Here is a 23,585-nt window from a genome sequence, read left to right on the forward strand (position 1 = left end):
GAACGTCCGCCGCTGCCGCCGCTGTTCGCCGCCGTGCCTGCCCATCAGCCACCCGATCCGCCAGGAACATCCCGCTTCGCGAAACGTTCCCGAAAACCAGCACCAACCCCTACAAGTCGACCCCGTCGAGGTTGACGAAACAGATAGGGGCACCCCCCGGGTGGATGACGGTGCCCGCGCGGAGGCGGCAGGGTGCCCGGCGCCGAACCGGCTGCCGGCGGCGGTGCCGCGTTCGCCCCTGTCGGGCCGTTGTGCGGTGCCATTGGGTCCGGAGGGCGGGTACCCGCGCGCCGGGCAACGCCGGTTGGTGAGCCACACCACAGCCCCCGTTCACTCCTGAATGAGAATTCTGGATGCGTATTTGATAGCGTTCTGGATGTGCGACTCACCAAGTTCACCGACCTGGCCCTCCGTTCCGTCATGCGCCTCGCGGTCTGCGCCGACGACGAGGTGCTGACCACCCGTGAGGTCGCCGAGGTGATGGGTGTGCGGCATACCCACGCCGCGAAGGCGATCACGCGCCTGCGGCACCTCGGGGTGGTCGAGGCCCGCCGCGGCCGGGGCGGCGGGCTCGTCGTGACCGACTTCGGCCGACGGGCGTCGGTGGGCTGGCTGGTCCGGGAACTCGAGGGTGAGGAGGAGGTTGTGAGCTGCGACGACCCGCCGTGCCCCCTGCGCGGCGCCTGCCGTCTGCGGAGTGCGCTGCGTGACGCCCAGGCGGCCTTCTACGCCACGCTCGACCCGCTGAGCGTGGCCGATCTCGTGGCGTCGCCCACCGGGCCCGTCCTGGTCGCACTCGGCGGGCCGCCGCCGCGGTAGCCGCGCCGCGGGATCCCCCGACTCCGTACACCAGGACCCCGAGGACCCGGTGTACGCATTCATCAAAACACGAAGATCCTTTACCTATTAGGAGTCATCCGTGCTCTCCGAACAGGCCACTCCCGTCATCCGGGCCACGCTTCCGATCGTCGGGTCCGCCATGAGCGGCATCGCCGAACTCTTCTACCGCAAGCTGTTCGACGCCCATCCCGCGCTGCTGAGGGACCTGTTCAACCGCGGCAACCAGGCGAACGGGGAACAGCAGCAGGCGCTCGCCGGGTCGATCGTCGCCTTCGCCGGGATTCTGCTGGAACAGCCCGGCACCCGCCCCGACACGCTGCTCGCCCGGATCGCACACAAGCACGCCTCGCTCGGCATCACCTCCGACCAGTACAAGATCGTTCATCACCATCTGTTCGCAGCGCTGGCGGACGTGCTCGGTGACGCGGTCACGGACGAGGTCGCCGAGGCCTGGGACGAGGTGTACTGGCTGATGGCCAACGCCCTGATAGCCATCGAGACGCGCCTGTACCAGGAGGCGGGAGCCCCCGAGGGCGAGGTGTGGCGGTCCATGGAGATCACCGGGCGGCGCCAGGAGACGCCCGACGTCGTCTCGTTCCTCCTGCGGCCCCTGGACGGCCGCCCCGCGGGAGCCTTCCGGGCTGGCCAGTATGTGAGCGTCCGCTCCGAACTGGCCGACGGTGCACGGCAGATCCGCCAGTACAGCCTCTCCGCCGCCCCCGGCCGGCCGGAGTGGCGGATCAGCGTCAAGAGGGCAGGCGGTGCTACCGGTCCGGAGGGCGAGGTGTCGACCTGGCTCCACGAGCGCGCGCACCCCGGTGACGTGCTGACCGTGTCCGTGCCCTTCGGCGACCTCGTCCTCCCGGAGGGCGGCGGACCGCTGCTGCTGGCCTCCGCGGGCATCGGGAACACCCCCGTACTGGCCCTGCTCGACCACCTGGTGTCCACCGGGGCGGACCGTCGGGTCGTCACGGTCCACGCCGATCGCACCCCCGCCGACCACGCCCATCGCGCGGAGCATCTCGCCCTGGCCCGTGCGCTGCCCGGCGGCCGGCTCCACCTGTGGTACGAGTCGCCCGGGCACGACGACCCGGACGCCCCGGCCGGACAGGTGGACGTGGGCGGCCTGGACCTCCCGGAGGACCTGACCGCGTATCTGTGCGGTCCGCTGCCCTTCATGCGCGCGGTGCGCGGCGACCTGCTGCGCAGGGGCGTACCCGCCGAGAGGATCCACTACGAGGTCTTCGGCCCGGACCTCTGGCTCGGCAGGTAGAGAGCCGATGGCCGGTGAACCGTGAACCGTGAGTGGTGAGCGGTGAGCGGTGAATCGTGAACGGTGGCGCCGAACACGCAGCACACCGCCGCGTACGCTCGGCGCCACACCGCGGCCGGGACGGTCGCGGGCTGAGACGGACTCCGAGAGAGCGGTCTCGTCAGACACCGGGAAGTGCCGAACGCGCGGGGACCCGTGCGCCGGGAGCCGAAGAGGGGCACCGAGCGCGCCGGGGAGCGCGGGCACGAGGAGGAGGTACACCGGGAATGAACACCCCTTGGGCGGCCGTGGCCGCCGCGACGGCCTTCGTCTGGCTCGGGATGGTGCTCGCCATCTCGTTCCTGGAGGCACCCCTCAAGTTCCGCGCCCCCGGCGTGACCCTGCGGATCGGTCTCGGCATCGGCCGTCTCGTCTTCCGCGCGCTCAACCGCGCCGAAACCGCCCTGGCCGCCGTGCTGGTCCTCGCGGTCGCCGCCGGCGGTCTCCCCGCTCCCGTCGTGGTCCTGACGGGTCTCGTCGTCGGGCTGCTGCTCGCGCAACTCGGCGCCGTCCGGCCCGTCCTGAACCGCCGCTCGGACCGGGTGCTGGCGGGGGAGGACGTCCCGCGCTCGCGCACCCATCTCGTCTACGTCGCCTGTGAGTCGGCCAAGGTGCTCCTGCTGCTTGCGCTGGGTGTCGCCGCGCTGTCGGTCTGAACCCGCCGACGCGGCCGCCCGCGCGGCCGTCGCACCGCGGAGGACCGGGCCTCCAGACCCGGTCCTCCGCGGTGCGACGGCGTGGACCGAGTCGGCGAAGGTCCCGGCGACGGGCACCGGACGTGGAGTTCCGGTCCCGGGCCCGCCACCCGCCGGACCCCGATCCGGGGGGTTCCCGTTCGCCCTACTAACATCCAACTGATTTCTGACGCAACCTCTCTTTTTTCTGGGTGTGGCTGGTTATGATCGGCCTCCTCATCCTGGTCCCCGACCCGGCCGGAGCCGTCATCCCCGAGTCCCGGGGGCGCCGCCCCGGCCCGGTCGACGGTCCGTCACGCTGTCCCCCGCTCCTGAGGACTGATGTCACCGATACAACGCATCGGGTCACGAGGCCCGTCGGCGAAGCGCCGACGGCGCACGCTGCACCTGCGTACGCTGCTCATCTGGCTCGCCGTCGTTCCCATCGTGGCCCTGGGCGTCCAGTCCGTCCTGGCCGCGAACCGGTTGCTGGAACAGTCGGGGCATCTGCGCGCCGACGTGGAGTCCGGCGAACAGATCGGCCTGCCCCTGTCGCGTCTGATGGTCGCGATGCAGTCCGAGCGCACGCTGACCGCCGCGAGCTGGGGCGGCACCGGGGTGCCGGAGAGCGTGATGCGGGAACGGCGCGCGGCCACGGACCAGGCCGCGACCGCCTTCCGCCGCTCGTGGACGCCCGGGACCGCGGTGTCCGAGATCGCGGACCGCCGGCTGCTGGAGGTCTCCGAGGGCCTGGGCGATCTGGACGCCTACCGCGAGCGCACCGACAGCGGGACCGGAAACGCCGACAGCACCCTCGCGTTCTACAGCGGCGTGATCGGCCAGATGATCCGCTTCTACCAGGACGAGCTGAGCCACACCGAGGACGGCGGGCTCATCGAGGACACCCGCGTCGTCAGTGCCATGTTCGCGGCCTCCGAGATGGTGGCCCAGGAGGACATGATCATCGCGCAGGCGGGCCCCTCCAGGCTGCTGACCCCGTCCAGGTTCGCCGACTTCGTCAACGCCGTCGGGGCCCAGCGGTACCTGTACGACACCTGGGTCGTGCCGTACCTGCCGGACGCGGAGAACGACCTCTACGCGCAGATGGTCAGGTCCGGGGCGTGGCAGACCAAGTCCCGTATCGAGAGCGCGGTCCTGTCCGAGCAGACGATCACCGACGAGGGCGTGAAACTGCCGCGCGACGTCAACGGCTGGCGGGCCGCGCAGGAGCAGTGGGGGCCGCAGCTCGCCACCCTCAACGCCGACCGGTCCCGGACCCTGCTGGACCGTGCCGACGCCCGGGCGACCGACCTCGAGACGGATGTCGCCTGGCTGATCGCGGGAAGCATCGCCGCGCTGCTGGCCGTCGCCGCGGTCGTCGCCCTCACCACGGGCTCGGTGCTGCGCAGGCTGAACCGGCTGCACCGCCGATCGGTGGCCATCGCCGAACGCATCCTGCCGGACGTCGTCGACCGACTGCAGAGCGGCAGGCCGGTCGACACCGCAGCCCTGCCCGCGGTCCGGGGTGAGAAGGACGAAGTGGGGCGTGTCAACGACGCGTTCGCCCGGGTCGTCGCCGTGTCGGTCGACGGCCACAGGCAGCTCGCGGCCGAGCGGCAGGGCTTCGGCATGTTCGCGGCGGGCATCGCCTCGCGCACCGGGAACCTGGTCAGCCGCCAGCTCAGCCTCACCGAGGAACTCCAGGACTCCTTCGGCCACGACGAAGCGCTCCTGTCCCAGCTGATGAGGGCCGACCAGCTGACGGTCGGTATGCGCCGGCAGATCGAGAACCTGCTCATCCTCTCGGGCGGCGAGATCCCCGATCCCCACACCGAGCCCATGCGCATCGCCGACCTGCTGCGCGAAGCGGCCGCGGAGGTCGAGGACTTCCGGCGGATCGAGCGCCAGGCGCTGGACGAGATCAGTATCGAGGCCGCCGTGATCAGCCAGGTCAGCCATCTGCTGGCGGAGCTGCTGGACAACGCCACGCGGTTCTCTCCGCCGAGGTCCAAGGTCGTCATCCGGGCCGAACTCGTGGCCGACGGGCTGTCGGTCGAGATCGAGGACCGCGGTCCGAAGGTGGCGCCCGCGACGTACGAGGAGATGAACGGACGCCTGTACTCGGCACCGCCGTACGCCGTCCTGGCGGAGAACGCCCATCGGCTGGGGCTGTTCGTGGTCGGCCACCTCGCCGACGGGCTCGGGGCGACCGTCACGCTGCGCAGGTCGGTGTACGGCGGGACGTCGGCCGTGGTGATCCTCCCTCGGGAACTGCTCGTACCGACCAGGAGCGAGCCGGGCGGGGTGCCGGACGCGTCGGTGCGCGGGGAGTTCCCGGCGGAGGCCGTCGGTCAGGAGCCGCCGCGCGTGCGGGAATCCGGCGGGCGGCCCGCGGCCGAGGAGGAGTCCGGCGGGCGGCCCGCGGACCCGGAGGACGCGGGCGATCGGCCCGTACACACCGGGCCCGTGCCCGTACACACCGGGCCCGTGTCTCTGGCGGGCGGCCGGGGCGAGGGCGACCCCGAACCGGCCCGGCGCACGGATGCCGGCCTGCCCGTGCGGGCCTCCCGAGGGCGGACGCCCGGGGAGCCGGATCCGGAGTCTGACGAGGAGCGGGACGGTCGGCCGGACGGGGAGCGGGACGGCCGGCGGGACGGGAAGCCGACGACTCGGCCGGGCGGGGAGCGGGACGGTCGGCCGGGCGGGAAGCCGACGACTCGGCCCGCCGGCAAACCGTCCGAGCCGGAAGGGCTTCTGCCGGGTCGGCTGCACGGGGAGCCCCCCTCCCGGCAGGGCGGGGAGTCGCCCGAGCGCGCGCCCGGGCCGTCCCGCACACGGTTCGCCGAGCCGTCGCGCCCCCGGCTGCCGCAGGGTCCGGTGCGTCCGGCCCTGGCCGTGCGGCCCGCCCGTGACGTGCCTCCGGCCCGAACCGCGGGCGGCATGCGCCCGGCCCTCCCCGAGCGGATCCCGCAGACGCATATGGCCGAGCAGCTCCTCGGGCCGCGCCGTGCGACGGAGGCGGTGGCAGTGCGGGACGCGGACACTCCCGAAGAGGTGGCCGACGCCTGGGCGGACTACGAGCAGGGGACCCAGACGGTGGAAGACGAGCTCCGACAGGATCAGCGATGACGACGACAGCCAATGACATGATCTACAGCGTCCTGGACAACAACCTGAGCAGGATCGCGGACATCAAGGGCGCCGTTCTGCTGTCCAACGACGGGATCATGCTCAGCTCCTACTTGCTGGACCGCCCCCAGGGGGAGCGCATCGCGGCGGCTTCCTCCGGGATCGCTTCCACGATGAAGGCGATCTCCGGGGACGTCGACGGAGGCCGGGTGATTCGCCAGCTGGTCGAGATGGAGGACCGCTACCTCTGCATCGTCGGATGCGGCGAGGGCAGCACCCTCATCGTCGTGACGTCCCGCAAGGCCCGGCTCGGTGAACTGGGCGGCGAGGCCGTACGCACGGCGCAGGCGCTCGGGGAATGGCTGAGCACACCAGGACGCGCTCAGGCGCCGACGTCGTAATGACCGACGCGCCGCGCCGCGCGGGCGGCCGCCGGACGCGCCTGTACGCCCTGACCGACGGGCGTACGACAGCTCCGCCCGCCTCGCTGACCATGGACACGACGGTCACGGCGGCGGTCTCCCCGGATGCCTACGACGGCCTGCCCAGCGAGTGGCAGGCCGTCCTGGCCCTGTGCGTGCCGCCGAACGGCCTGGCGGTCGCGGAGATCGCCGCCCGTATGCACATGCGCCTGACGCCCACGATCCTCCTCCTCGGCGAGTTGGAGGACCGCGGGCTTGTCCGGCACCGGTCGCCGCTGGCGGCGACCGAGACCACCAATGTCAACCTGCTCATGAGAATCAGGGACAACCTTGCCCGGATATGACACCTCTGCCCAGGAAGCGGCCCCCGTCAAGATCCTCGTGGCCGGGGGATTCGGCGTCGGCAAGACGACTCTGGTCGAGACGATCTCCGAGATCGAGCCCCTGCGCACCGAGGAGCGGCTGACCGCCGCCGGCGTCGGCGTGGACGACCTGCACGGGATCGAGTCCAAGACGGTGACCACCGTGGCCATGGACTTCGGCCGCATCACCCTCACCGACGCCGGGGTCGTGCTCTATCTGTTCGGGACACCGGGCCAGGAGCGGTTCTGGTTCATGTGGGACGACCTGCTCAACGGCGCCCTCGGAGCGATCGTGCTGGTCGACACCAGGCGCCTCGACCGCAGTTTCCCCGCGGTCGACTTCTTCGAGAGCCGCGGGCTCCCGTTCGTGGTCGGCGCCAACTGCTTCCACGGCGAGCAGTTCTACAGCCCCGACGAGATCAGGTCCGCGCTGCACCTCCGCGACCCGGACACCCCCGTCCTCATGCTCGACGCCCGCACCCGCGGAGACGTGCGCACGGCACTGCTCGCCCTGCTCGACATGCTGATCACCAAGGCCGGGACGGTGGCGCGGGTGTGAGCGCGGACGTGCTCTGCTATGGGTGCCGGGTGCCGGGTGCCGGGCGGCGAAGGCCGTGAGCGCGTCGGTGCCGGTGCCGGTGCCGGTCGCGCGAGCGCGCAGAAGGCAGCCGGTCGTACGGTGACGTCGGGGGTAGCACGAATCCCGACCCGGCTGGGCGGTGCCGGCGTGGAGGCACGGAGTGCGTGGTGCGAGTTCGAAGCCCGGGCCGAGGAGGGCCCGTGTGCACCGGTCCCCGCACCTGTGCTCAGCTGATCGCGGCGCCGAACCACCGGGGAAGACGGTCGAGTAGATCCTGCTGATCGTCACCGACCCACGCGACGTGGCCGTCCGGCCGCAGCAGCACCGCGGGCGCGTCCAGTTCCTCGCTGACGTCGGCGACGTGGTCGACTCGGTCCGCCCAGCCCTCCACCGAGAGCCGGCCGGTCTGGTCGAGCAGCAGCCCGCGACCGCCGTGCGTCAGTTCGTACAGGCGACCCCGCCTCAGCCCCACGTCCCGCAGCCGTCGGCCGAGCAGTTCATGTCCCTCGCCGAAGTCGTAGCGGACCCCGATCGCGGTGATCTTCTCCATCAGATGCCGGTTCACCTCCTCGAAGCCCATCAGTTCCGACACCAGCCGGCGCACCGCCCGGGGGCCCGGTTCGAGCGACATCAGCTCCATCTGCGCCCGGGTGTTGTCCAGCACATCGGCGGCCACCGGGTAGCGCTCGGTGTGGTAGCTGTCCAGCAGCCCCTCCGGGGCCCGGCCGCCGACCTCGGCGGCCAGCTTCCAGCCGAGGTTGAACGCGTCCTGGATGCCGAGGTTGAGCCCCTGCCCGCCGGTCGGCGGGTGGACGTGCGCCGCGTCGCCGGCCAGCAGCACCCGGCCGGTCCGGTAGCGCTCGGCCAGCCGGGTGGCGTCGCCGAAGCGGGAGAGCCAGCGCGGTGAGTGCACGCCCAGGTCGGTGCCGGCGAGCTTCACCAGCTGCCGCTTCAGCTCGTCCAGGGTCGGCGGGACCGCGCGGTCCTCGGCCACCCCTTCGGCGGGCGCGACCAGGCGGTACACCCCGTCCCCGAGGGGCATGGCGCCGAACCGCTTGTGGGTCCGGCGGACTTCGGCCACCACGGTGTTCAGCGTGTCCGGCGGCGCGGTCACCTCCACCTCGCCCAGCAGCGTCTCGACCCTGGAGGGCTCGCCGGGGAAGCCGACGCCGAGCAGCCCGCGCACGGTGCTGCGGCCGCCGTCGCACCCCACGAGGTAGCGCGAGCGCAGCCGCGTGCCGTCGGCGAGTTCGGCGGTCACCCCGTGTGCGTCCTGGCTCAGCCCGACGAGTTCGCAGCCGCGCCTGATCTCTGCACCGAGTTCGGTGGCGCGCTCGGCAAGCAGGCGATCGGTGGTGGTCTGCGGGATGCCCAGGGTGTACGGATGCGCGGTGTCCAGCCGCTCCGGCGCCGGCTTGTCGATGGCGGCGAAGAAACCACCGACCGGGTACCGGGTGCCAAGCGCGAGGAACCGCTCCAGCAGACCGCGCTGGTCCATCACCTCGACGCTGCGCGCGTGCAGGCCGAGCGAGCGGACGATCCTGGTCGGTTCCGCGTCCTTCTCCAGCACGAGCGTGTGCACGCCGTGCAGCCGCAACTCGCCGGCGAGCATCAGACCGGTCGGTCCGCCGCCGGCAACGATCACATCAATCATGGAACCCCTCTTCAGCAGGACTGCGTCGCGGCCGGCTCTTCTCGCGGTTCGGCGGCGCGCACACCCGGACTTCCGCTCCGCATGCCCGCAACCCTGCCGCGGGTCCCGCCGGTTTCACGTCCCGCGGAACCCACCGCCGACACAGGGGCACGTATGCCGCGAATCCCTGATCTCCCCATGTCCCGGCCTCGGCCGACGATTCTGCGCCACGACCCGGGCCTTGCCGCAAGGCCCCGTCTCCGCTATAAGTTGAGAGTGGCAAGGAGCGGGCAACCTCCTTGCCTTTGCTTTTTTGCCGTCCGCTGTGGAAGGACGGGACCTTCCCGCATCGGGCTCGTGACGCCGCGACGCACTCGTGACGCCGCGCCGTGCTCGTGTCGTCGCATCGGGCTCGTGTCGTCGCGACGCGAGGGCGGTGATCGCGGTCGTGGTGCCGGCGGCGGGTCGGCTGGTGGTTCGCCGGCGGCCGGAGGAGGAGCACCGCCCGCGCCGGGACCCGCGGACCCCGTGCGGGCGGTGCCCCGCGCAGTCAGGCTCCCGGCGGCACGTGTGCCGGGCGGCCGTCGCCGCGGGTGAGGCGGTAGCCCCAGATTCCGGCCAGCGCGGCGAGTACGGCTCCGCCCGCGGTCCAGAGGATTCGGGAGGACCACCAGCCCGATGCCCAGCCGCCGTCCGGCTCCACCTCCCGGCCGGAGGCGGGGACCAGCGGGGCGGCGAGCCGGCCGTCCACCGCCATGGCGCCGCCGGAGTCCGCAGTGGCGACCTCCAGCGTGGCACCGGCCGGCTCGCCCAGGTCCTCGGCGGGCGCGGCGGCGACGGTCAGCCGTACGTAGTAGGCCCCGGGCAGCGGGTCGTTGGCCCAGGGTTCGGACCATGCCCGGACCGTCCGCAGCGCGCAGCTCAGCTCGACCGACGACGCGCCCGCACGGACCGTACCGGTGTCGCTGCCGTAGCGGCAGGCCTGGCGGCGGCGCAGTCCGTCGTAGACGTCGAGCCGCCAAGTCTGGTTGCCGCGCCGCGCCTTGGAGCGGGGCAGTTCCACCGTGGCCCGTACGGTGGCCCGCTGTCCGGCGTCGGCCGGGAACTGCCAGTACAGGTAGTCACCGGTCGACGCCTGCGCGGTGGCCCGCTGGCCGGGGTGCACCACGGCGGCCGTGCGGAACGACGTGCCGGCCTCGGTCGGCGCGGCGGCCTCGTCACCCGTGCTCGCGACCGGCGACGGCGAGTCGGCGGCGGCGCCCGGGAACGGCAGTGCGAACAGCGCGGCCGCGGTGAGCAGACCAGCCGTGAGAACGCGTACGTTACGCATCAGTTGCTCCTCCAGACGGCGATGCGCCAGCGAGAGATCCAGCCCCACAGAGCCCCGGCGGCGAAGCCGGCGAGCGTCAGCAGCCCTAGCAGCCACCAGCCGTGCCCGAGACCGAGGAACGCGGCGTCCCCGGCGTCACGGGGACCGCCCGTGATGTCGATGGTCAGCTCCAGGGGCAGGCCGGGGGATGTGCTGACCGACGCGGGGGCGGAGAAGGAGTTGCTCACCCGCAGACAGACGGTCTCGGCGGCGGGTCTGCCGCTGCCGGCCCCCGAGACGCCGGAGTCGGTGTCGTCGGTGTCGCCGTCGGTGTCGGCCTTGGGGTAGCGAAGCCCCGTGGAGACGACGTCGGTGCGCCCGTCGCCCGCGGACTCCCCGCGCACGATCTCGCGGCCCGCCAGGGTCGAAGCGCGCAGCAGCACACCGTGGTCGCGGTTCACGGGGCGGTCGGCGGCGATGCTGACCGAGGCGCGCAGCTCCTGACCGGGCAGCAGATCCACCCGGTACCAGCGGTGCTGGCCGAAGGTCTCGCGGTCGGCGTACAGACCGGCCTTCAGCCGGGGTGCGTCCTCGCAGCGTTCGCCGCCCTCGGTGGCCACCGGGGTGACGACCGGCTCGGCGGCGCGGTCCACCAGCTGACCCACCCGCTCGGACAGCTCCTCCTTGTGCTGTACCGAGGAGTAGGTGCCGCCGGTGGCCTCGGCGATGCACATCAGCTGGGCGCGCATCTTGGCGTTGGGGACGAGGCCGAGGGTGTCGATGGTGATGCCGACGCCCTTGGCCGCGATCTCGCGTGCCACCTCGCACGGGTCGAGCGGGGCGCAGGTGTCCTCGCCGTCCGTGATGAGCACGATCCGCCGGGTCGCGTCGCCGCCCTCCAGATCGTCGGCGGCGCCGAGCAGGGCGGGGCCGATCGGCGTCCAGCCGGTGGGGACGAGCGTCGCCACCGCCGTCTTCGCCTCGGTCCGGTCCAACTCGCCCACGGGGTAGAGCTGCCGGGTGTCCTTGCAGCCCTCCTTGCGGTCCTTGCCGGGGTAGTCGGCGCCGAGGGTGCGGATGCCGAGCCGTACGTCCTCCGGCACCGCGTCCAGCACCTCGTTGAACGCCTGTTTGGCCGCGGACATGCGGGACTGCCCGTCGATGTCGCGGGCCCGCATGGAACCGCTGACGTCGAGGACGAGTTCGACCTTGGGAGGTTCCTTCGCGGCGGCCTGTCCGGCAGCGCCGCCGGAGACGGCGAAGGCGGTGGAGGGGAGGGTCCCGCCGGTGACGGTGACCAGCAGCGCGCCGCAGAGGGCGGCCGCCAATCGCTTTCGTATGCTCATCGGCGGATCATAGTGAGCGGGGCCGGTGCGGCCCAATTCGGCTCCGGGTCCGGGTCGACCAACTGCCCCGATGCGTACAGGGGTTGGCGGATGGCGCGGTTCCCGGTCCCGGTGCTCCCGTTCCGGTCGTTCCGTTCCGGGTGGTCCCGTTCCGGGGTCCCCGCTCTGACGGTCCCCGGACGTGGGGCCCCGACGTGCCGTGCTCGTCCGCGGCCCCGCCCTGCTGCGGCCCGGCCCGCTCAACGGCCCCGCTGCCGCCGGGTCGTCCCGGGATCACGGCCTTGGTACTGGTGGGCTCGCGTATTCAACTGTCGCCGGTTCTCGGTTCCGTCTTGGTGTTGGTGACGGTGTGTGGTCGTCATCGGCGGCTACTGGGTGCGGCCTCGACGCCGTGAGCGGTGTTGCTTAGGGTCATGAGCAGGGCATCGCGTGTCGGTCACCGGCTGGGTGAGGCATGGAGGTGCCCGTGAGATTGCCTTGTGGAGGCATCCCACACATGTCAGTCGAGTTGAATCACACCATCATCCATGCCCGGGACAACCGGGAGTCGGCCGAGTTCCTGGCACACATCCTGGGGCTTGAGGTCGGGACCGAGTCGGGTCCGTTCATTCCAGTGGCCACCAGCAACGGGGTCGCCTTGGACTTCGCCGCCATCCCGGCGGAATCGATCGTCATGCAGCACTACGCGTTCCTCGTCTCCGAGGAGGGGTTCGACGCGGCCTTCGCACGTATCCGGCAGGCCGGGATCACGTACTACGCCGATCCGCATCTGAAGCAGCCGGGAGAGATCAACCACCACTATGGTGGGCGCGGCCTGCACTTCATGGATCCGGCCGGGCACGGCATGGAGATCATCACGCGGCCCTATGAGAGCCACGAGCAGACGCCCACAACTTCGTGAGGCAGTGGTAGGCCGGGGAGTACACCGCGTCCATTGACACTGGCCTACCATTTCGTGACGCGGTTCAACTGCCTTGAGTTTCCTGGCAAGTCCAGCCAGCTGGGGACCGTTTGTGGTCTCCGGCGGCGTATCGGCTCCACGTTCCGCCGGTCTCGTTGAGCAGGCGGGCAGTGGTCTTGTCGTGGTAGCCGAGGGCGTCGGCGACGACGGTGATCCCGGGACGACCTGATCCCGGGACGACCCTGCGGGGGCGGGGAAGCCCCCACCCCTAGGATGTGCAGATGACAAGCGTGAGGCAATTGCAGGTCACCTTCGACTGCGCCGATCCCGAGCGCGTGGCCCGCTTCTGGTGCGAGGTGCTGGGGTATGTCGTGCCGCCACCCCCGAAGGGGTTCGCCGACTGGGCCGAGTTCGACAGCGCGCTGCCGCCCGAGTACCGGGGTTCACGGTTCGCATGCGTCGATCCCGCAGGAGTGGGCCCGCGACTGTTCTTCCAGCGCGTTCCGGAAGGCAAAGCCGTGAAGAACCGGCTGCACCTGGATGTGCGGGTCGGTACCGGGCTGGTGGGTGAGGAGCGGCTGGCCGCACTTGAGGCCGAATGTGCACGGCTGGTCCCACTCGGTGCGGTACGTGTGCGACTGCTGAGTGCCGATGGCGTCAACGAGTCGTGTCTGGTGATGCAGGACGTCGAGGGCAACGAGTTCTGCCTGGATTGAGCGATCGGGCGGTCGAGGGGGTGGAGTTCATGTGGGCGGCCCCTCCGCTCGGTCGCCGGTTGGCGGCCGGCGGTTCGGCGCGCCCGCGGGGCCGGACGCCGAAGCGCGGGCCGGTCCGGCGGGCGCGCCGTCACACAGGTTGCCGCCGCAGCGGCTCGTGCAGCCGGCCGCCACCGCGCCTGCGGAGGGCCCTCGCGGAGCGCTCGACTACGGCCCCGCACGGATCACGGGCTGACGACGCCTGAAGCCGACGTTGCAGCCGCCGGTGCCGCCGGTGCCGCCGGTGGAAGAGGTGCGAACGGGGTGCGAACGGGGTGAGCGGTCCGTGGGCCGTCCTCGGGGACGGCCCACGCGGTCGTCAGCGGGCGGTTCCGAACGCCTGCGTCCACCACGGCCCGCCGGAGGCGTCGTGGATGCCGACGCCCAGCTCCTTGAACGAGCAGTTGAGGATGTTGGCCCGGTGGCCCGGGCTGTTCATCCACGAGGTCATCACCGACGACGGGCTCTGCTGGCCCCGCGCGATGTTCTCCCCGTAGGTGCTCCACTGGTAGCCGGCGGCCGTGATGCGGTCGCCCGGGTCGGTACCGTCCGGGCTGGTGTGGTCGAAGTAGCCGCGGGCCGCCATGTCCTCGGAGTGCCGCCGTGCGGCGGTCTCGAGCAGGCTGTTGCTGCGTACCGGCCCGCATCCCGCCTTGGCGCGCTCGGTGTTGACCAGGGCGACGACCTGCTCGGCGTCGCCGCTCGGTAGCGGGGGCTGGGGGGCGGGCGCCTCGGGGGTGGGCGTCGGCCGGGGCTTCGCCGTGCTCGGCGCGGGCTTCGGCTTCGCCGTGGTGCCGGACTCGGCGCTCACGCTCGGGCTGGCCGAGGCCGAGGCCGAGGCGGAGGCGGAGGCGGAAGCGGAGGCAGAGGCGGAGGGTGACGGGGACGGTGAGGTGGTGGCGGAGGCGGACGGCGAGGGGGACGGCGAGGTGGCGGCCGGGGCGGCCACGGTGGAGGCCGGCTCTTCGGGCTCGTCGGGGCCGAACAGGAGCTGGGCCGTGCCGCCCGCGGTGACCAGAGCGGCGACCGCGGCGGCCACGGCGGCGGTGCGGCGCCGGCGCCGCGCGCGGTGCAGGCGGGCCTGGGTACGGGACGCCCCGGAGCCCGCCGCGTCGCCTGATCCGAGCGGGTCCCCCGACGGGCCGCCGGCCCCGGTGTCCCCCGAGCCGGGGGCGTGGGCGGCGTACGGGGCGTCGTGGGCGTCCTGGGCGTGACCACCGGCCCGGTCGCCGCCCGGGTGTGCGACGCTGCCGAACGACGCCGTGGCCGCCAGGTCCGGCGCCTGCGGGGCGAAGGCCGCCAGTGACGCGGCCACCGGCACCAGCGCGAGGCCCACGAGCAGCCCCTCGGCGGGCACCAGTCCCGACCAGTGCCCCGCACAGACCGTGCAGCCCCGGGCGTGACGGGCGATCCGCTTGCGCCACAGAGCGGAGGGCAGCCCGTCCCAGCTCGCGACGATCGGTTCCAGCAGTACGCACCGGGGCTCGGCCGACAGCGCGCGGACCACCACGCGGGCCGTCTCCAGCTGGGCCTTCATCCGCTGCACCCGCACCGCGGTGTGCTGCGGGGACAGCTCCAGCGCGGCGGTGACCTCCTCGCGGGACAGCTCCCCGGCGGCCTCCAGCCACCACAGCGAGAGCAGGGCGCGGTCGTCCTCGTCCAGCCAGCGCGTCGCCTCGGCGGTCTCCCTCCGCTGGCCGGAGAGGCCGAGGCGGGTGATGGTCAGGTCCACGAAGTCGGCGCCGGGGTCGACGACGTCGTACGCGTCCTCCAGTCCGCCGGCGCCGCGTATCGCGCCCGCGCTGCGCTCGCGCCAGTGGCCGCGGATCTGGTTCATGGCGATGGCGACCAGCCAGCTGCGGAAGCTCTCCGGGCTCCGCAACCCGTCCAGGCCGCCGAGGACGCGCAGCATGGTCTCCTGCACCACGTCGTCCACGTCCGTGTGGCCGTTCATGGCGCGACCGACGATGTTGTAGACGAGCGGAAGGTACTCGGCGACGAGCCGGTCCTGCGCGTGCTGGTCACCGGCCTGCGCCGCCATGATCACCGCGGCTTCGCGTTCGCTGCTCACGCTGTGTCCACTCTCTTCCTTGGCTGTTGCGTGTCTCCCCCGACGGTTGGGAGACGTGCTGCCTCCGCCCCGATAACGGAAATCGCATAGGAGTACGCAGAAACGGCCGGGAGTGTTAGATCCGCCCGCCACGCGCGCAGGACCGCGGCGGAGGGTTCGAACAGTTCGCCCGGAATGCGGGCCGGCTCGTGCCACTCCCAGCGCACGATCTTGTCCGGCTCGGTGACCTCGGGCTCGCCCTCCACATCCGTCACGAGTGCAGCGGCCGAGACCCGGGTCAGGCCGCGGGCGCCGTCCATGACCACGGCGACGACGGCCACGTCCTCCTCGCGGACCCGCAGCCCCGTCTCCTCGGCCAGCTCCCTGGCGCCCGCCTGCTCGAAGCTCTCGCCGGGGTCGACCTTGCCGCCGGGCAGCTCCCAGCGTCCGCAGCGGTCCAGGCCGAGCAGGACGCGTCCGCCGGGCTCGACGACGATCATGCCGACGCCGGTCAGGCCGTTGGGTGCGGGGAAGGCGCGCGCCGGCCGCTCGCCGGGGGCGGGGGAGTGGGTAACCATGCGGGGGATCGTACGAGATTTCGAATCCCGCTCGCGGTGGGCGCCGGCCCGGTGCGGTGTGCCGGGCTCGAGGAAGACCATGCGGCACCGGTCGGGCCGTGTGGTGCGGAGCGGTCCGGTCCGCGACGTCCGGTCCGCGACGTCCGGCGCGGTGCGGCCCGGTGCGCCCAGGGCCGCCCGGTGGGCCGAGGGCGGCCCGGCGGCCCGGTGGGCCGGGCCCGGTGCCGTGCGCCGTGCGCTCCGTGCGGGTGGTCAGGTGCAGGTGCGGCGCGGTGCGGCGTGCCCGCGCCGGGCCGTGCCCGGGTGCGGCCCGGCGGCGCCGGCACCGCTCCTCGGGAACGAGGGAACGAGGGAACGCGGGAACGGGCCGCGGCAGTGGGCCGCGGCGAGCGGTCGTGGGCGTGGTGCCCCCGTCGCAGCGCCCGGGTGCGTTCAGACGCCCTGGGCGCTCCTGGTCCCGACGCGTGCCCACGCGGGCGCCACGCCGGTGATCTGGCAGACCGTGAGGTACAGCGGGATGGGCGGTGTGTACGGGCTGGAGTCCTCGGGCCAGTGGATCAACCGGGCGCCCGCGGCCGGTACATACGCCCCGCGCGAGTAGTACGCGGGCAGCGGCCATTCCAGGTCCTGGTCGGAGCCCGCCGGGACGATCCACCACATCCACTCCGTGTCCGCGTAGACACAGCCCGTGTGGGGCAGGCGGGACAGCAGTCGCCGGCCGTGCCGCGCGGGCAGGCCGACGGCGTCGTGGCCGAGTACGGCCGGCAGCCCGGGCGGGACGTCGAGACGCTGCTGGCCGGGGGGCTCGTCGGGCACTCGCGAGAGCAGGTCGCCCATCGACCTCAGCACTGCGGCCCCAGCGCCAGTTCGGCCCAGACGACGCGGCCGGGACCGGGCCGTGCGTCGTGCGCTCCCCAGGCGCTGCTGACCGCGTCCACCAGCAGCAGCCCGCGTCCGCCCTCCTCGGCCGAGATCCGGCGCAGTCGCGGCTCGCCCGGCGGGCAGCCCTCGTCCTGCACCGCTATGCGCAACTGGCCCGGTACGTCGTGCAGTTCGCATAGAACGCGCTGGCTGGCGGTGTGCATCACGGCGTTGGTGAACAGTTCCGATGCGACGAGCGCCGCCGTGTCGAAGAGGCTCTCGTCGACGCCCCAGCGCGTCATGCGGTCCTGGATCAGGTGCCGGGCGCGCCCGACCGAGTCGGCCCGACCGGGGAGCTCGAACCCGAAGCGACGGATCGCCGGCGCCGGGGAATCCGGCCGGCACGGCACCGCGAGTGCGGGCCTGAGCGTGTTGCCAGGAGCCACGACCAATCCTTAACGGTGGGGAAGCAGTGCCGCACATGCCTCTTCCCGGGCACGGCGCAGCAGCCTCGTGAACTGGTTCACCGAGCCACTCTCCTCTTGAACACGACACTTGGCAAGGGGCACTCTGGAGATTGCAGAGTGTCGGGTTCTGGGAGACAGTGGCATGGCACACTCGGCGTGGCGCCGGACCACGGCGTCGAGCGGGCAGACACGGAAACAGGGCGCTGGGGAGGTCGGTAGTGAGCGAGCCGCGGTCCGCCCCCACGGTGGGGCAGGTCGTACTGGGCAGGCGACTGCAGGATCTGCGGGAGCGGGCCGGCCTACGGCGCGAGGAGGCCGCCAAGGTGCTTCACGTGGCACCCGCGACCGTCCGCCGGATGGAGACGGCGGAGGTCGCCCTCAAGATCCCCTACGTTCAGCTGCTCCTGAGGGCCTACGGCGTCCCCGAGGAGGAGGCGGCGGGCTTCGCCCGGCTCGCCGAGGACGCCAACAGGCCCGGCTGGTGGCAGCGCTTCCACGACGTCCTCCCCGGCTGGTTCAGCATGTACGTCAGCCTGGAGGGGGCGGCCGCCCTCATCCGCGCGTACGAACCGCACTTCGTGCCCGGCCTCCTCCAGACCGGCGACTACGCCCGCGCCGTCATGCACAGCGGGGCCCTCGGCGCCACCAGCGCCGAGGACATCGAGCGGCACGTGGCCCTGCGCATGGAACGCCAGGCGCTGCTCAGCCGGCCCGACGCACCCAGATTCTGGGTGATCATGGATGAGACGGTAATCCGCCGCCCGGTGGGCGGCACGAAGGTGATGCGGGCCCAGGTCGAGCGACTGCTCGAGGCCGCGGAACGGCCCAACATCACCCTCCAGGTGGCCGAGTTCGCGAACGGACCGCACGCCGGCACCTACGGCCCGTTCGTCCTCTTCCGCTTCGCCGTGCCCGAACTGCCGGACATGGTCTACAGCGAGTACCTCACCGGCGCGGTCTACCTCGACGACCGCCCCGAGGTCGCCTCGCATCTGGAGGTCATGGACCGCATGGCGGCCCATGCCGCCACCGCACAACGCACGAAGGACCTCCTCCGGAGCGTCCGCAAGGAGCTGTGAATGGACCGCATCTACAACGGCATGCCCGCCCGGGAGCTCGGCTCGGAGGGCTGGCACAAGCCGTGGAGCGGTGGCAACGGCGGCAACTGCATCGAGGCCATGAAGCTGGCCGACGGCAGGGTCGCCGTGCGCCAGTCCGCCGACCCCGACGGCCCCGCGCTCATCTACACGCACGGCGAGATCGCCGCCTTCATCCAGGGCGCCAAGGCCGGTCAGGCAGACTTCCTCCTGATGTGAACGACCGCCGGGCCCCGGGCCCGGCCCGAACGGGTCGGACCCCGGCCGGCGACCGTCGTACGACGTGCGGTTCCGCCGCACACCGCACACACCGCCCACCCCCGACCACAGGAGGCGCCAGATGACCGGGCAGGACCCCGCCGCCGTACGCATCGACACCGGCAAGCCGCACCCGGCCCGGATGTACGACTGGTTCCTCGGCGGCAAGGACAACTACCCGGTCGACGAGGAGATGGCCCGGCAACTCCTCGAACTCGACGCCCGCGGCCGCGACATGGCCCGGGTCAACCGGGCCTTCATGCACCGCGCCACCCGCTGGCTCGGCGGCAACGGCATCCGCCAGTACCTCGACGTCGGCACCGGCATCCCCACCGAGCCCAACCTCCACCAGATAGCCCAGCAGGTCGCGCCCGACTCCCGTGTCGTCTACTGCGACAACGACCCGATCGTCCTCGCCCACGCGGAAGCCCTGCTGCGCAGCACCCCCGAGGGCGCCACCCGGTACATCCAGGCCGACGCGCGCCGTCCCGGCGCCATCATCGAGGCGGCCGGCGAGGTCCTCGACTTCGACCGGCCCGTCGCCCTGTCGCTGCTCGCGCTGCTGCACTTCGTGGACGACGAGGACGGCGCCTACGAACTGGTGAACCGGCTCGTCGGGCGGCTCGCTCCCGGCAGCTACCTGGTGCTGTCCCACACCACCGGCGACTTCGACCCCGAGAAGGCCGCCGTGGCCCGGGCGATGTACAAGGAGCGGGGCCTCACCCTGCGCCCCCGGTCCCGGGACGAGTTCACCCGGTTCTTCGACGGCCTCGACCTCGTCGCGCCCGGGGTGTCGCTGACCGCCGAGTGGCACCCCGGGCTCGGTGAGGCCGTCGCCGTCACGGGTGACGAGCCGATCCCCGGCTACGCGGCCCTCGCGCGCGTCCGCTGAGGGAGTCCGGCCGGCCCCCGCGCGCGTCAGCGCCCGGCGTCGGGCACCGGGCTCCCCCCGGGCCCGGTGTCCGGGTCCTCGCCCACCGCATCCGCACGGCCGTCCCCACCCGCTCTGCCGCCCCCTCGACGCCCCGTCCGGCGCCGGGGTGGTCCCGGCCGCCGGTCTTCCCCGGTGCCCGCGCGCTCGAATCCGGTACCCGCGCGGTGGCGGGCCCAGTACCCGTGCGGTGGCGGGCCCAGCGGCTACCCGGGGCAAGCGGGGCCGGCACGTACCGCCGGCGCGGTGAGTGATCGCCGCGTTCCCGGCACGGCATCCCGGCCTGCCCGTACCGGCCGCTTGCGATCTCCGGTCGGCGGGCGTTACCTGGCAGTAGACCGGGCTGGAGGGTCCCTTGAGCCGGGGTCGCGCGGTCGCGTCCCGGCCGGTGCCCCGCCTGCGGGCCCTCGCTCGACACCACGCTGATCCGTACGGGGCGGACAGCGGCTCGGCGGGCCGCCACCCGGCGCCGGGCCCGCCGCCGGACCGGGGAAGACCCGGGGACGGGAGGTCGCAGGGTGCCTGGTTCCGCGGCCGGGGGCAGCGAGCCCACCGTGGCGTCTCACGGTGCCGGTGGGCGGGCGGTGCGTGATCGGCGCACCGACGAGGACCGGCGGGCCGACGAGCGCAGGGCCGCCGACGCCGGGCTGGACGCAGCGCAGGCCGCCGCACGGCGGCAGCGCTACGGGCCCAACGTCCTGGAAGAGGAGCGACGCAGCGTCCTGCTGGAGTTCCTGTCGCATTTCTGGGGCCCGATCCCGTGGATGATCGAGGCCGCCCTGGTGCTGACGGCGGTGACGCGGCGGTGGCTGGATTTCGCGATCATCCTGGCCCTGCTGCTTCTCAACGGGCTCGTGGGCTTCTGGGAGGAACACCAGGCGCGGGGCGCGATCGCCGCGCTCAGGAAGCGCCTGGCGAAAGTGGCGCAGGTCAAGCGGGACGGACAGTGGACGACGCTTCCGGCCTCCGAACTGGTTCCGGGAGACCTCGTCCGTGTCGTCCGAGGGCAGGTGGTGCCGGCGGACGGGACGGTGGTCGAGGGGGAGGGCGAGGTGGACGAGTCGGCGCTGACCGGGGAGTCCCTGCCGGTGGCCAAGAACCCCGGTGACGGCATGTACTCCGGATCGGCGGTGTCGCGCGGCGGGCCGGTGGTGCGCGTACTGGCCACGGGCGCGGACACGGAGTTCGGCCGTACCGCTCAGCTGACGGGGCGGGCGGCGCCGGTGAGCCACTTCCAGCGCGCGGTCGTCAACATCGGGAAGTACCTGAGTCTGCTCGCGCTCGCGCTGGTCGCCGTGATCGTCGTGCTCTCCCTGCTGCGTGGCAGCGGGGTGACCCGCACGATGGAGTTCGCACTGGTGGTGGTCATCGCCTCGATCCCGGTCGCGCTGCCGGCGGTGCTGTCGGTGACCATGGCCGTCGGAGCCCGGTACCTGGCCGGACGGGAGGCCGTCGTCAGCCATCTGCCGGCGGTGGAGGAGATGGCCGGGGTGGACGTGCTGTGTGCCGACAAGACCGGCACGATCACCCGCAACGAGCTGGCCGTCGCCGACGTCGTCGTACTCCGGGAGGGGACGGACGAGGGGCGGGTGCTGCTGCAGGCCGCCCTCACCGCGGAGCCGGGCGGCGGCGACCCGGTCGACGAGGCCGTCCTGGAGGCGTGCGGTGCCGAGCGGCTGGAGGGCTGGGAGGTCACCGACTTCACACCGTTCGACTCGGCCCGCAAGTTCGCCCGGGCCGAGGTGCGGGGCCCCGGAGCGGAACGCGCCGTGGCGAAGGGGGCGGTGCAGGCCGTCCTCGGCCTCGCCGAGGCCGACGCCTCGGTCGCGCAGCGCGTGGAGGAGGTGACACGGGGCTTCGCGGGCCGGGGTTTCCGCGCCATGGCCGTCGCCTGCGCCGACGGCGGCGAGTGGCGGGTGACCGGGATGCTGGGACTGCAGGACCCGCCCCGGGAGGACTCCCGTGCGACGCTGGAGGAAGCCGGGCGGCTGGGCGTGCAGGTCAGGATGGTCACCGGCGACCGGGTGGAGATCGCCCGGGAGATCTGCGGCCGGGTGGGCATGGGAACCGACGTGCTGGACGCCGGACGGATCGAGCACCTTCAGGGCGACGACCTCGCTCGCGCGGTCGAGCGGGCCGACGGGTTCGCGCAGGTGGTACCCGAGGACAAGTACCGCATCGTGAAGGCGCTCCAGGAACACGGCCACATCGTCGGCATGACCGGTGACGGAGTGAACGACGCCCCCGCCCTGCAGCGCGCGGACGCGGGGATCGCGGTCTTCGGCGCCACCGACGCGGCCCGCGCCGCCTCCGACATCGTCTTCCTGTCCCCGGGACTGTCGACGATCATCGAGGCCGTCCACCGGTCCCGTGAGGTGTTCCGGCGGATGAAGAACTACGCGATCTACCGGATCACCGAGACCATCCGGGTGGTGCTGTTCGTCACCGCCACCATCGTGGTGTTCGCGTTCTTCCCGGTCACACCGATCCAGGTGGTCCTCCTGGCCATCCTCAACGACGCGGCCATCCTGTCCATCGCCTACGACCGGGTACGGCCCTCCTCACGGCCGGAGCGCTGGGACCTGACCGAGGTGATGGCCGTCGCCGCCGTCCTTGGCCTGTTCGGCCTGGTCTCGACGTTCGTCCTGGTGTGGGTGACACATCTGCCGCTCGGACTCGCCGATGCCGACGTGCGGACCCTGATCTACCTCAAGCTGTCCGTCAGCGGGCACCTCACGGTCTTCCTGGCCCGCACCCGCGGCCCGTTCTGGTCCTACCGGCCGTCCTGGATTCTGCTCACGGCCGTGATCGGCACCCAGATCCTCGCCACCGCGATCGCCCTGACCGGATTCCTGATGCATCCCATCGGCTGGAGCCTGGTCGGACTGGTATGGGGTTGGGCCTTCGCCGAGTTCCTGCTGCTGGACCCGGTCAAGCTGATGGCCTACCGCGTCCTGGAGCGCCACGGCAAGGCGGCGAAAGCCGTCAGCTCCTGATACCCCTGCCTGATACCCCCGCTTGATCCCACTGCTTGGTCTCCCTGCCTGATCCCCTGCTTGGTCTCCCCGCCTGGTCCCCCTGCCGGGTCCTCTTGCCTGGTCCCCCCTGCCGGGTCCCCCCCGTCCGCGGCGCCTGGCCCGTGCCGGTTCCCGCGGCGACCTCGAAGCACATCAGGCGTCCCACGGGTTCGCCCCGGCGCCTCATCGTCTCCGTCCGGACCACCCGCTCCGGGGCCTCGCGGGCCGCCCGAACTGCGAGGCCCCACGCCGAACTCAGACGGCCATCGCCTCCTGGATCCAGCGCTTCACCCGGTACGGCAGCCACCAGGCCAGGTCGCCGACGCGCAGCACGAGATGCTCCTCGGTGAAGTCGGCCAGGGCGTCCGGTGCCACGTCCGCCGCCGGGGCGCCGGGGTCCAGCCGGGCGATGGCCTCGTGGTAGTGCGGCTCGTCGCAGGTGAAGCGGCGCAGGTCGCCCCAGCGGCGGTCGCGGATCTGGAGAAACCCCGGACCCTGCCGCCACAGGCACTTGCACAGGTAGTGGGTGCCGCGCCACGCGATCAGCTGCTCCTGGGCGCCCTTCGCACCCTCCAGCCGCTGCGGTGGCTGGAGATGGCTCAGCAGCTTCCATGTCTCGTCGTCGCCGGGGCCGACCCGCAGCCGCCATTCGACGAGCACGGCACGGGCGGTGAGGTCCCTGACCAGGCACAGTGACCGGACCGTGCGGCGGGCCGCGGCAGGGGCGGTGTTGGCGGCGGGCGTCAGGTCGACGGTGCGGGACAGCGTGACCCGCCGGGCGCCGAGGCCCCACAGCCGCTCGGTCTCCTCGCCCATCGGACCCGTCAGCCGGTGGCTGCCGAGCGCCATGCCCGGCAGGGCGCAGGCGTCCGGGTCGTAGTCGCGCCAGGCGGTGACCGTCAGCGGGATGCCGCCGGCGGCCGTGTTCGGGGGGTGGACTGCGCTGGTCATGGTGGTCTCCTGGAGGGTGCGGTTACCGGGGCTGCGGTGTCGGACCGTCACGGGGCCCGACGGTCACCGGTGTCGGACCGTCACGGGGCCTGACGGTCACGGGTGTCGGACC

The 23,585-nt window shown here is 72.6% G+C and carries 21 protein-coding genes; 13 read left to right on the forward strand and 8 right to left on the reverse strand.

Annotated features, from left to right (window positions below):
• Nucleotides 1-378 precede the first annotated feature (378 nt).
• The 7 genes from DDQ41_RS28030 (at nucleotide 379) to DDQ41_RS28060 (ending at nucleotide 7,298) form a co-directional block, all read left to right on the forward strand.
• Nucleotides 379-819 (forward strand): RrF2 family transcriptional regulator, encoded by a 441-nt coding sequence (locus DDQ41_RS28030; RefSeq protein ID WP_109296961.1) that lies wholly within the window; start codon nucleotides 379-381, stop codon nucleotides 817-819.
• Nucleotides 820-919: 100 nt separating this feature from the next.
• Nucleotides 920-2,113: a globin domain-containing protein gene (locus tag DDQ41_RS28035; RefSeq protein WP_109296962.1), complete on the forward strand. Its 1,194-nt coding sequence runs from the start codon at nucleotides 920-922 to the stop codon at nucleotides 2,111-2,113.
• A gap of 266 nt (nucleotides 2,114-2,379) precedes the next feature.
• Complete coding sequence (locus DDQ41_RS28040; protein ID WP_109296963.1) at nucleotides 2,380-2,808, forward strand: hypothetical protein; 429 nt, start codon at nucleotides 2,380-2,382, stop codon at nucleotides 2,806-2,808.
• Between the two features lie 360 nt (nucleotides 2,809-3,168).
• On the forward strand, nucleotides 3,169-5,955 hold the full coding sequence (locus tag DDQ41_RS28045; RefSeq protein ID WP_109296964.1) for a sensor histidine kinase: 2,787 nt from the start codon (nucleotides 3,169-3,171) through the stop codon (nucleotides 5,953-5,955).
• Nucleotides 5,952-6,356: a roadblock/LC7 domain-containing protein gene (locus DDQ41_RS28050; protein WP_109296965.1), complete on the forward strand. Its 405-nt coding sequence runs from the start codon at nucleotides 5,952-5,954 to the stop codon at nucleotides 6,354-6,356. The genes DDQ41_RS28045 and DDQ41_RS28050 overlap by 4 nt, the downstream gene beginning before the upstream one ends.
• Nucleotides 6,356-6,721, forward strand: coding sequence for a DUF742 domain-containing protein (locus tag DDQ41_RS28055; RefSeq protein WP_109296966.1), 366 nt, complete (start codon nucleotides 6,356-6,358; stop codon nucleotides 6,719-6,721). Before DDQ41_RS28050 ends, DDQ41_RS28055 begins: the two co-directional genes overlap by 1 nt.
• The gene (locus DDQ41_RS28060) at nucleotides 6,708-7,298 is read left to right on the forward strand and encodes a GTP-binding protein (protein ID WP_109296967.1); all 591 of its coding nucleotides are present in this window, start codon (nucleotides 6,708-6,710) and stop codon (nucleotides 7,296-7,298) included. The genes DDQ41_RS28055 and DDQ41_RS28060 overlap by 14 nt, the downstream gene beginning before the upstream one ends.
• 247 nt (nucleotides 7,299-7,545) lie before the next feature.
• On the opposite strand, the gene rox is transcribed toward DDQ41_RS28060, so the two are convergent.
• The 3 genes from rox to DDQ41_RS28075 form a co-directional block, all read right to left on the reverse strand.
• Nucleotides 7,546-8,973 carry a rifampin monooxygenase gene (rox, locus tag DDQ41_RS28065; protein WP_109296968.1) on the reverse strand — a complete coding sequence of 476 codons (1,428 nt, stop codon included), beginning with the start codon at nucleotides 8,971-8,973 and terminating at the stop codon, nucleotides 7,546-7,548.
• Between the two features lie 529 nt (nucleotides 8,974-9,502).
• Nucleotides 9,503-10,282, reverse strand: a complete 780-nt coding sequence (locus DDQ41_RS28070) for a hypothetical protein (RefSeq protein ID WP_109296969.1) — start codon at nucleotides 10,280-10,282, stop codon at nucleotides 9,503-9,505.
• The gene (locus DDQ41_RS28075; protein WP_109296970.1) at nucleotides 10,282-11,607 is read right to left on the reverse strand and encodes a VWA domain-containing protein; all 1,326 of its coding nucleotides are present in this window, start codon (nucleotides 11,605-11,607) and stop codon (nucleotides 10,282-10,284) included. The genes DDQ41_RS28070 and DDQ41_RS28075 overlap by 1 nt, the downstream gene beginning before the upstream one ends.
• A gap of 496 nt (nucleotides 11,608-12,103) precedes the next feature.
• Between DDQ41_RS28075 and DDQ41_RS28080 the strand changes: the two genes are divergently transcribed.
• Both DDQ41_RS28080 and DDQ41_RS28085 read left to right on the forward strand, forming a co-directional pair.
• The gene (locus DDQ41_RS28080; RefSeq protein WP_109296971.1) at nucleotides 12,104-12,508 is read left to right on the forward strand and encodes a VOC family protein; all 405 of its coding nucleotides are present in this window, start codon (nucleotides 12,104-12,106) and stop codon (nucleotides 12,506-12,508) included.
• A gap of 281 nt (nucleotides 12,509-12,789) precedes the next feature.
• A complete protein-coding gene (locus DDQ41_RS28085) occupies nucleotides 12,790-13,224 on the forward strand; it encodes a VOC family protein (protein WP_109296972.1) in 435 nt (144 codons plus the stop codon).
• A gap of 358 nt (nucleotides 13,225-13,582) precedes the next feature.
• On the opposite strand, the gene DDQ41_RS28090 is transcribed toward DDQ41_RS28085, so the two are convergent.
• The 4 genes from DDQ41_RS28090 to DDQ41_RS28105 form a co-directional block, all read right to left on the reverse strand.
• Nucleotides 13,583-15,334, reverse strand: coding sequence for a sigma-70 family RNA polymerase sigma factor (locus tag DDQ41_RS28090; protein ID WP_109296973.1), 1,752 nt, complete (start codon nucleotides 15,332-15,334; stop codon nucleotides 13,583-13,585).
• Complete coding sequence (locus tag DDQ41_RS28095) at nucleotides 15,331-15,891, reverse strand: nucleotide triphosphate diphosphatase NUDT15 (protein WP_109296974.1); 561 nt, start codon at nucleotides 15,889-15,891, stop codon at nucleotides 15,331-15,333. The genes DDQ41_RS28090 and DDQ41_RS28095 overlap by 4 nt, the downstream gene beginning before the upstream one ends.
• Before the next feature lie 432 nt (nucleotides 15,892-16,323).
• Nucleotides 16,324-16,728 (reverse strand): hypothetical protein, encoded by a 405-nt coding sequence (locus DDQ41_RS28100; RefSeq protein WP_109296975.1) that lies wholly within the window; start codon nucleotides 16,726-16,728, stop codon nucleotides 16,324-16,326.
• 5 nt (nucleotides 16,729-16,733) lie between these two features.
• A complete protein-coding gene (locus tag DDQ41_RS28105) occupies nucleotides 16,734-17,198 on the reverse strand; it encodes an ATP-binding protein (protein ID WP_245991416.1) in 465 nt (154 codons plus the stop codon).
• Between the two features lie 239 nt (nucleotides 17,199-17,437).
• Here DDQ41_RS28105 and DDQ41_RS28110 point away from each other — a divergent pair, with 239 nt between their 5' ends.
• From DDQ41_RS28110 to DDQ41_RS28125, 4 genes are all read left to right on the forward strand, one after another.
• The gene (locus tag DDQ41_RS28110; protein WP_109296976.1) at nucleotides 17,438-18,298 is read left to right on the forward strand and encodes a helix-turn-helix domain-containing protein; all 861 of its coding nucleotides are present in this window, start codon (nucleotides 17,438-17,440) and stop codon (nucleotides 18,296-18,298) included.
• Complete coding sequence (locus DDQ41_RS28115) at nucleotides 18,299-18,535, forward strand: DUF397 domain-containing protein (RefSeq protein ID WP_109296977.1); 237 nt, start codon at nucleotides 18,299-18,301, stop codon at nucleotides 18,533-18,535.
• A gap of 121 nt (nucleotides 18,536-18,656) precedes the next feature.
• On the forward strand, nucleotides 18,657-19,466 hold the full coding sequence (locus DDQ41_RS28120; protein ID WP_109296978.1) for an SAM-dependent methyltransferase: 810 nt from the start codon (nucleotides 18,657-18,659) through the stop codon (nucleotides 19,464-19,466).
• Nucleotides 19,467-20,089: 623 nt separating this feature from the next.
• Nucleotides 20,090-22,501, forward strand: a complete 2,412-nt coding sequence (locus tag DDQ41_RS28125; protein ID WP_262508600.1) for a plasma-membrane proton-efflux P-type ATPase — start codon at nucleotides 20,090-20,092, stop codon at nucleotides 22,499-22,501.
• A gap of 276 nt (nucleotides 22,502-22,777) precedes the next feature.
• Here DDQ41_RS28125 and DDQ41_RS28130 read toward each other — a convergent pair whose 3' ends face one another.
• Complete coding sequence (locus tag DDQ41_RS28130; protein ID WP_109296980.1) at nucleotides 22,778-23,473, reverse strand: DUF5825 family protein; 696 nt, start codon at nucleotides 23,471-23,473, stop codon at nucleotides 22,778-22,780.
• Between the last annotated feature and the right edge of the window lie 112 nt (nucleotides 23,474-23,585).

The organism is Streptomyces spongiicola, assembly GCF_003122365.1.
Lineage (GTDB): Bacteria > Actinomycetota > Actinomycetes > Streptomycetales > Streptomycetaceae > Streptomyces > Streptomyces spongiicola.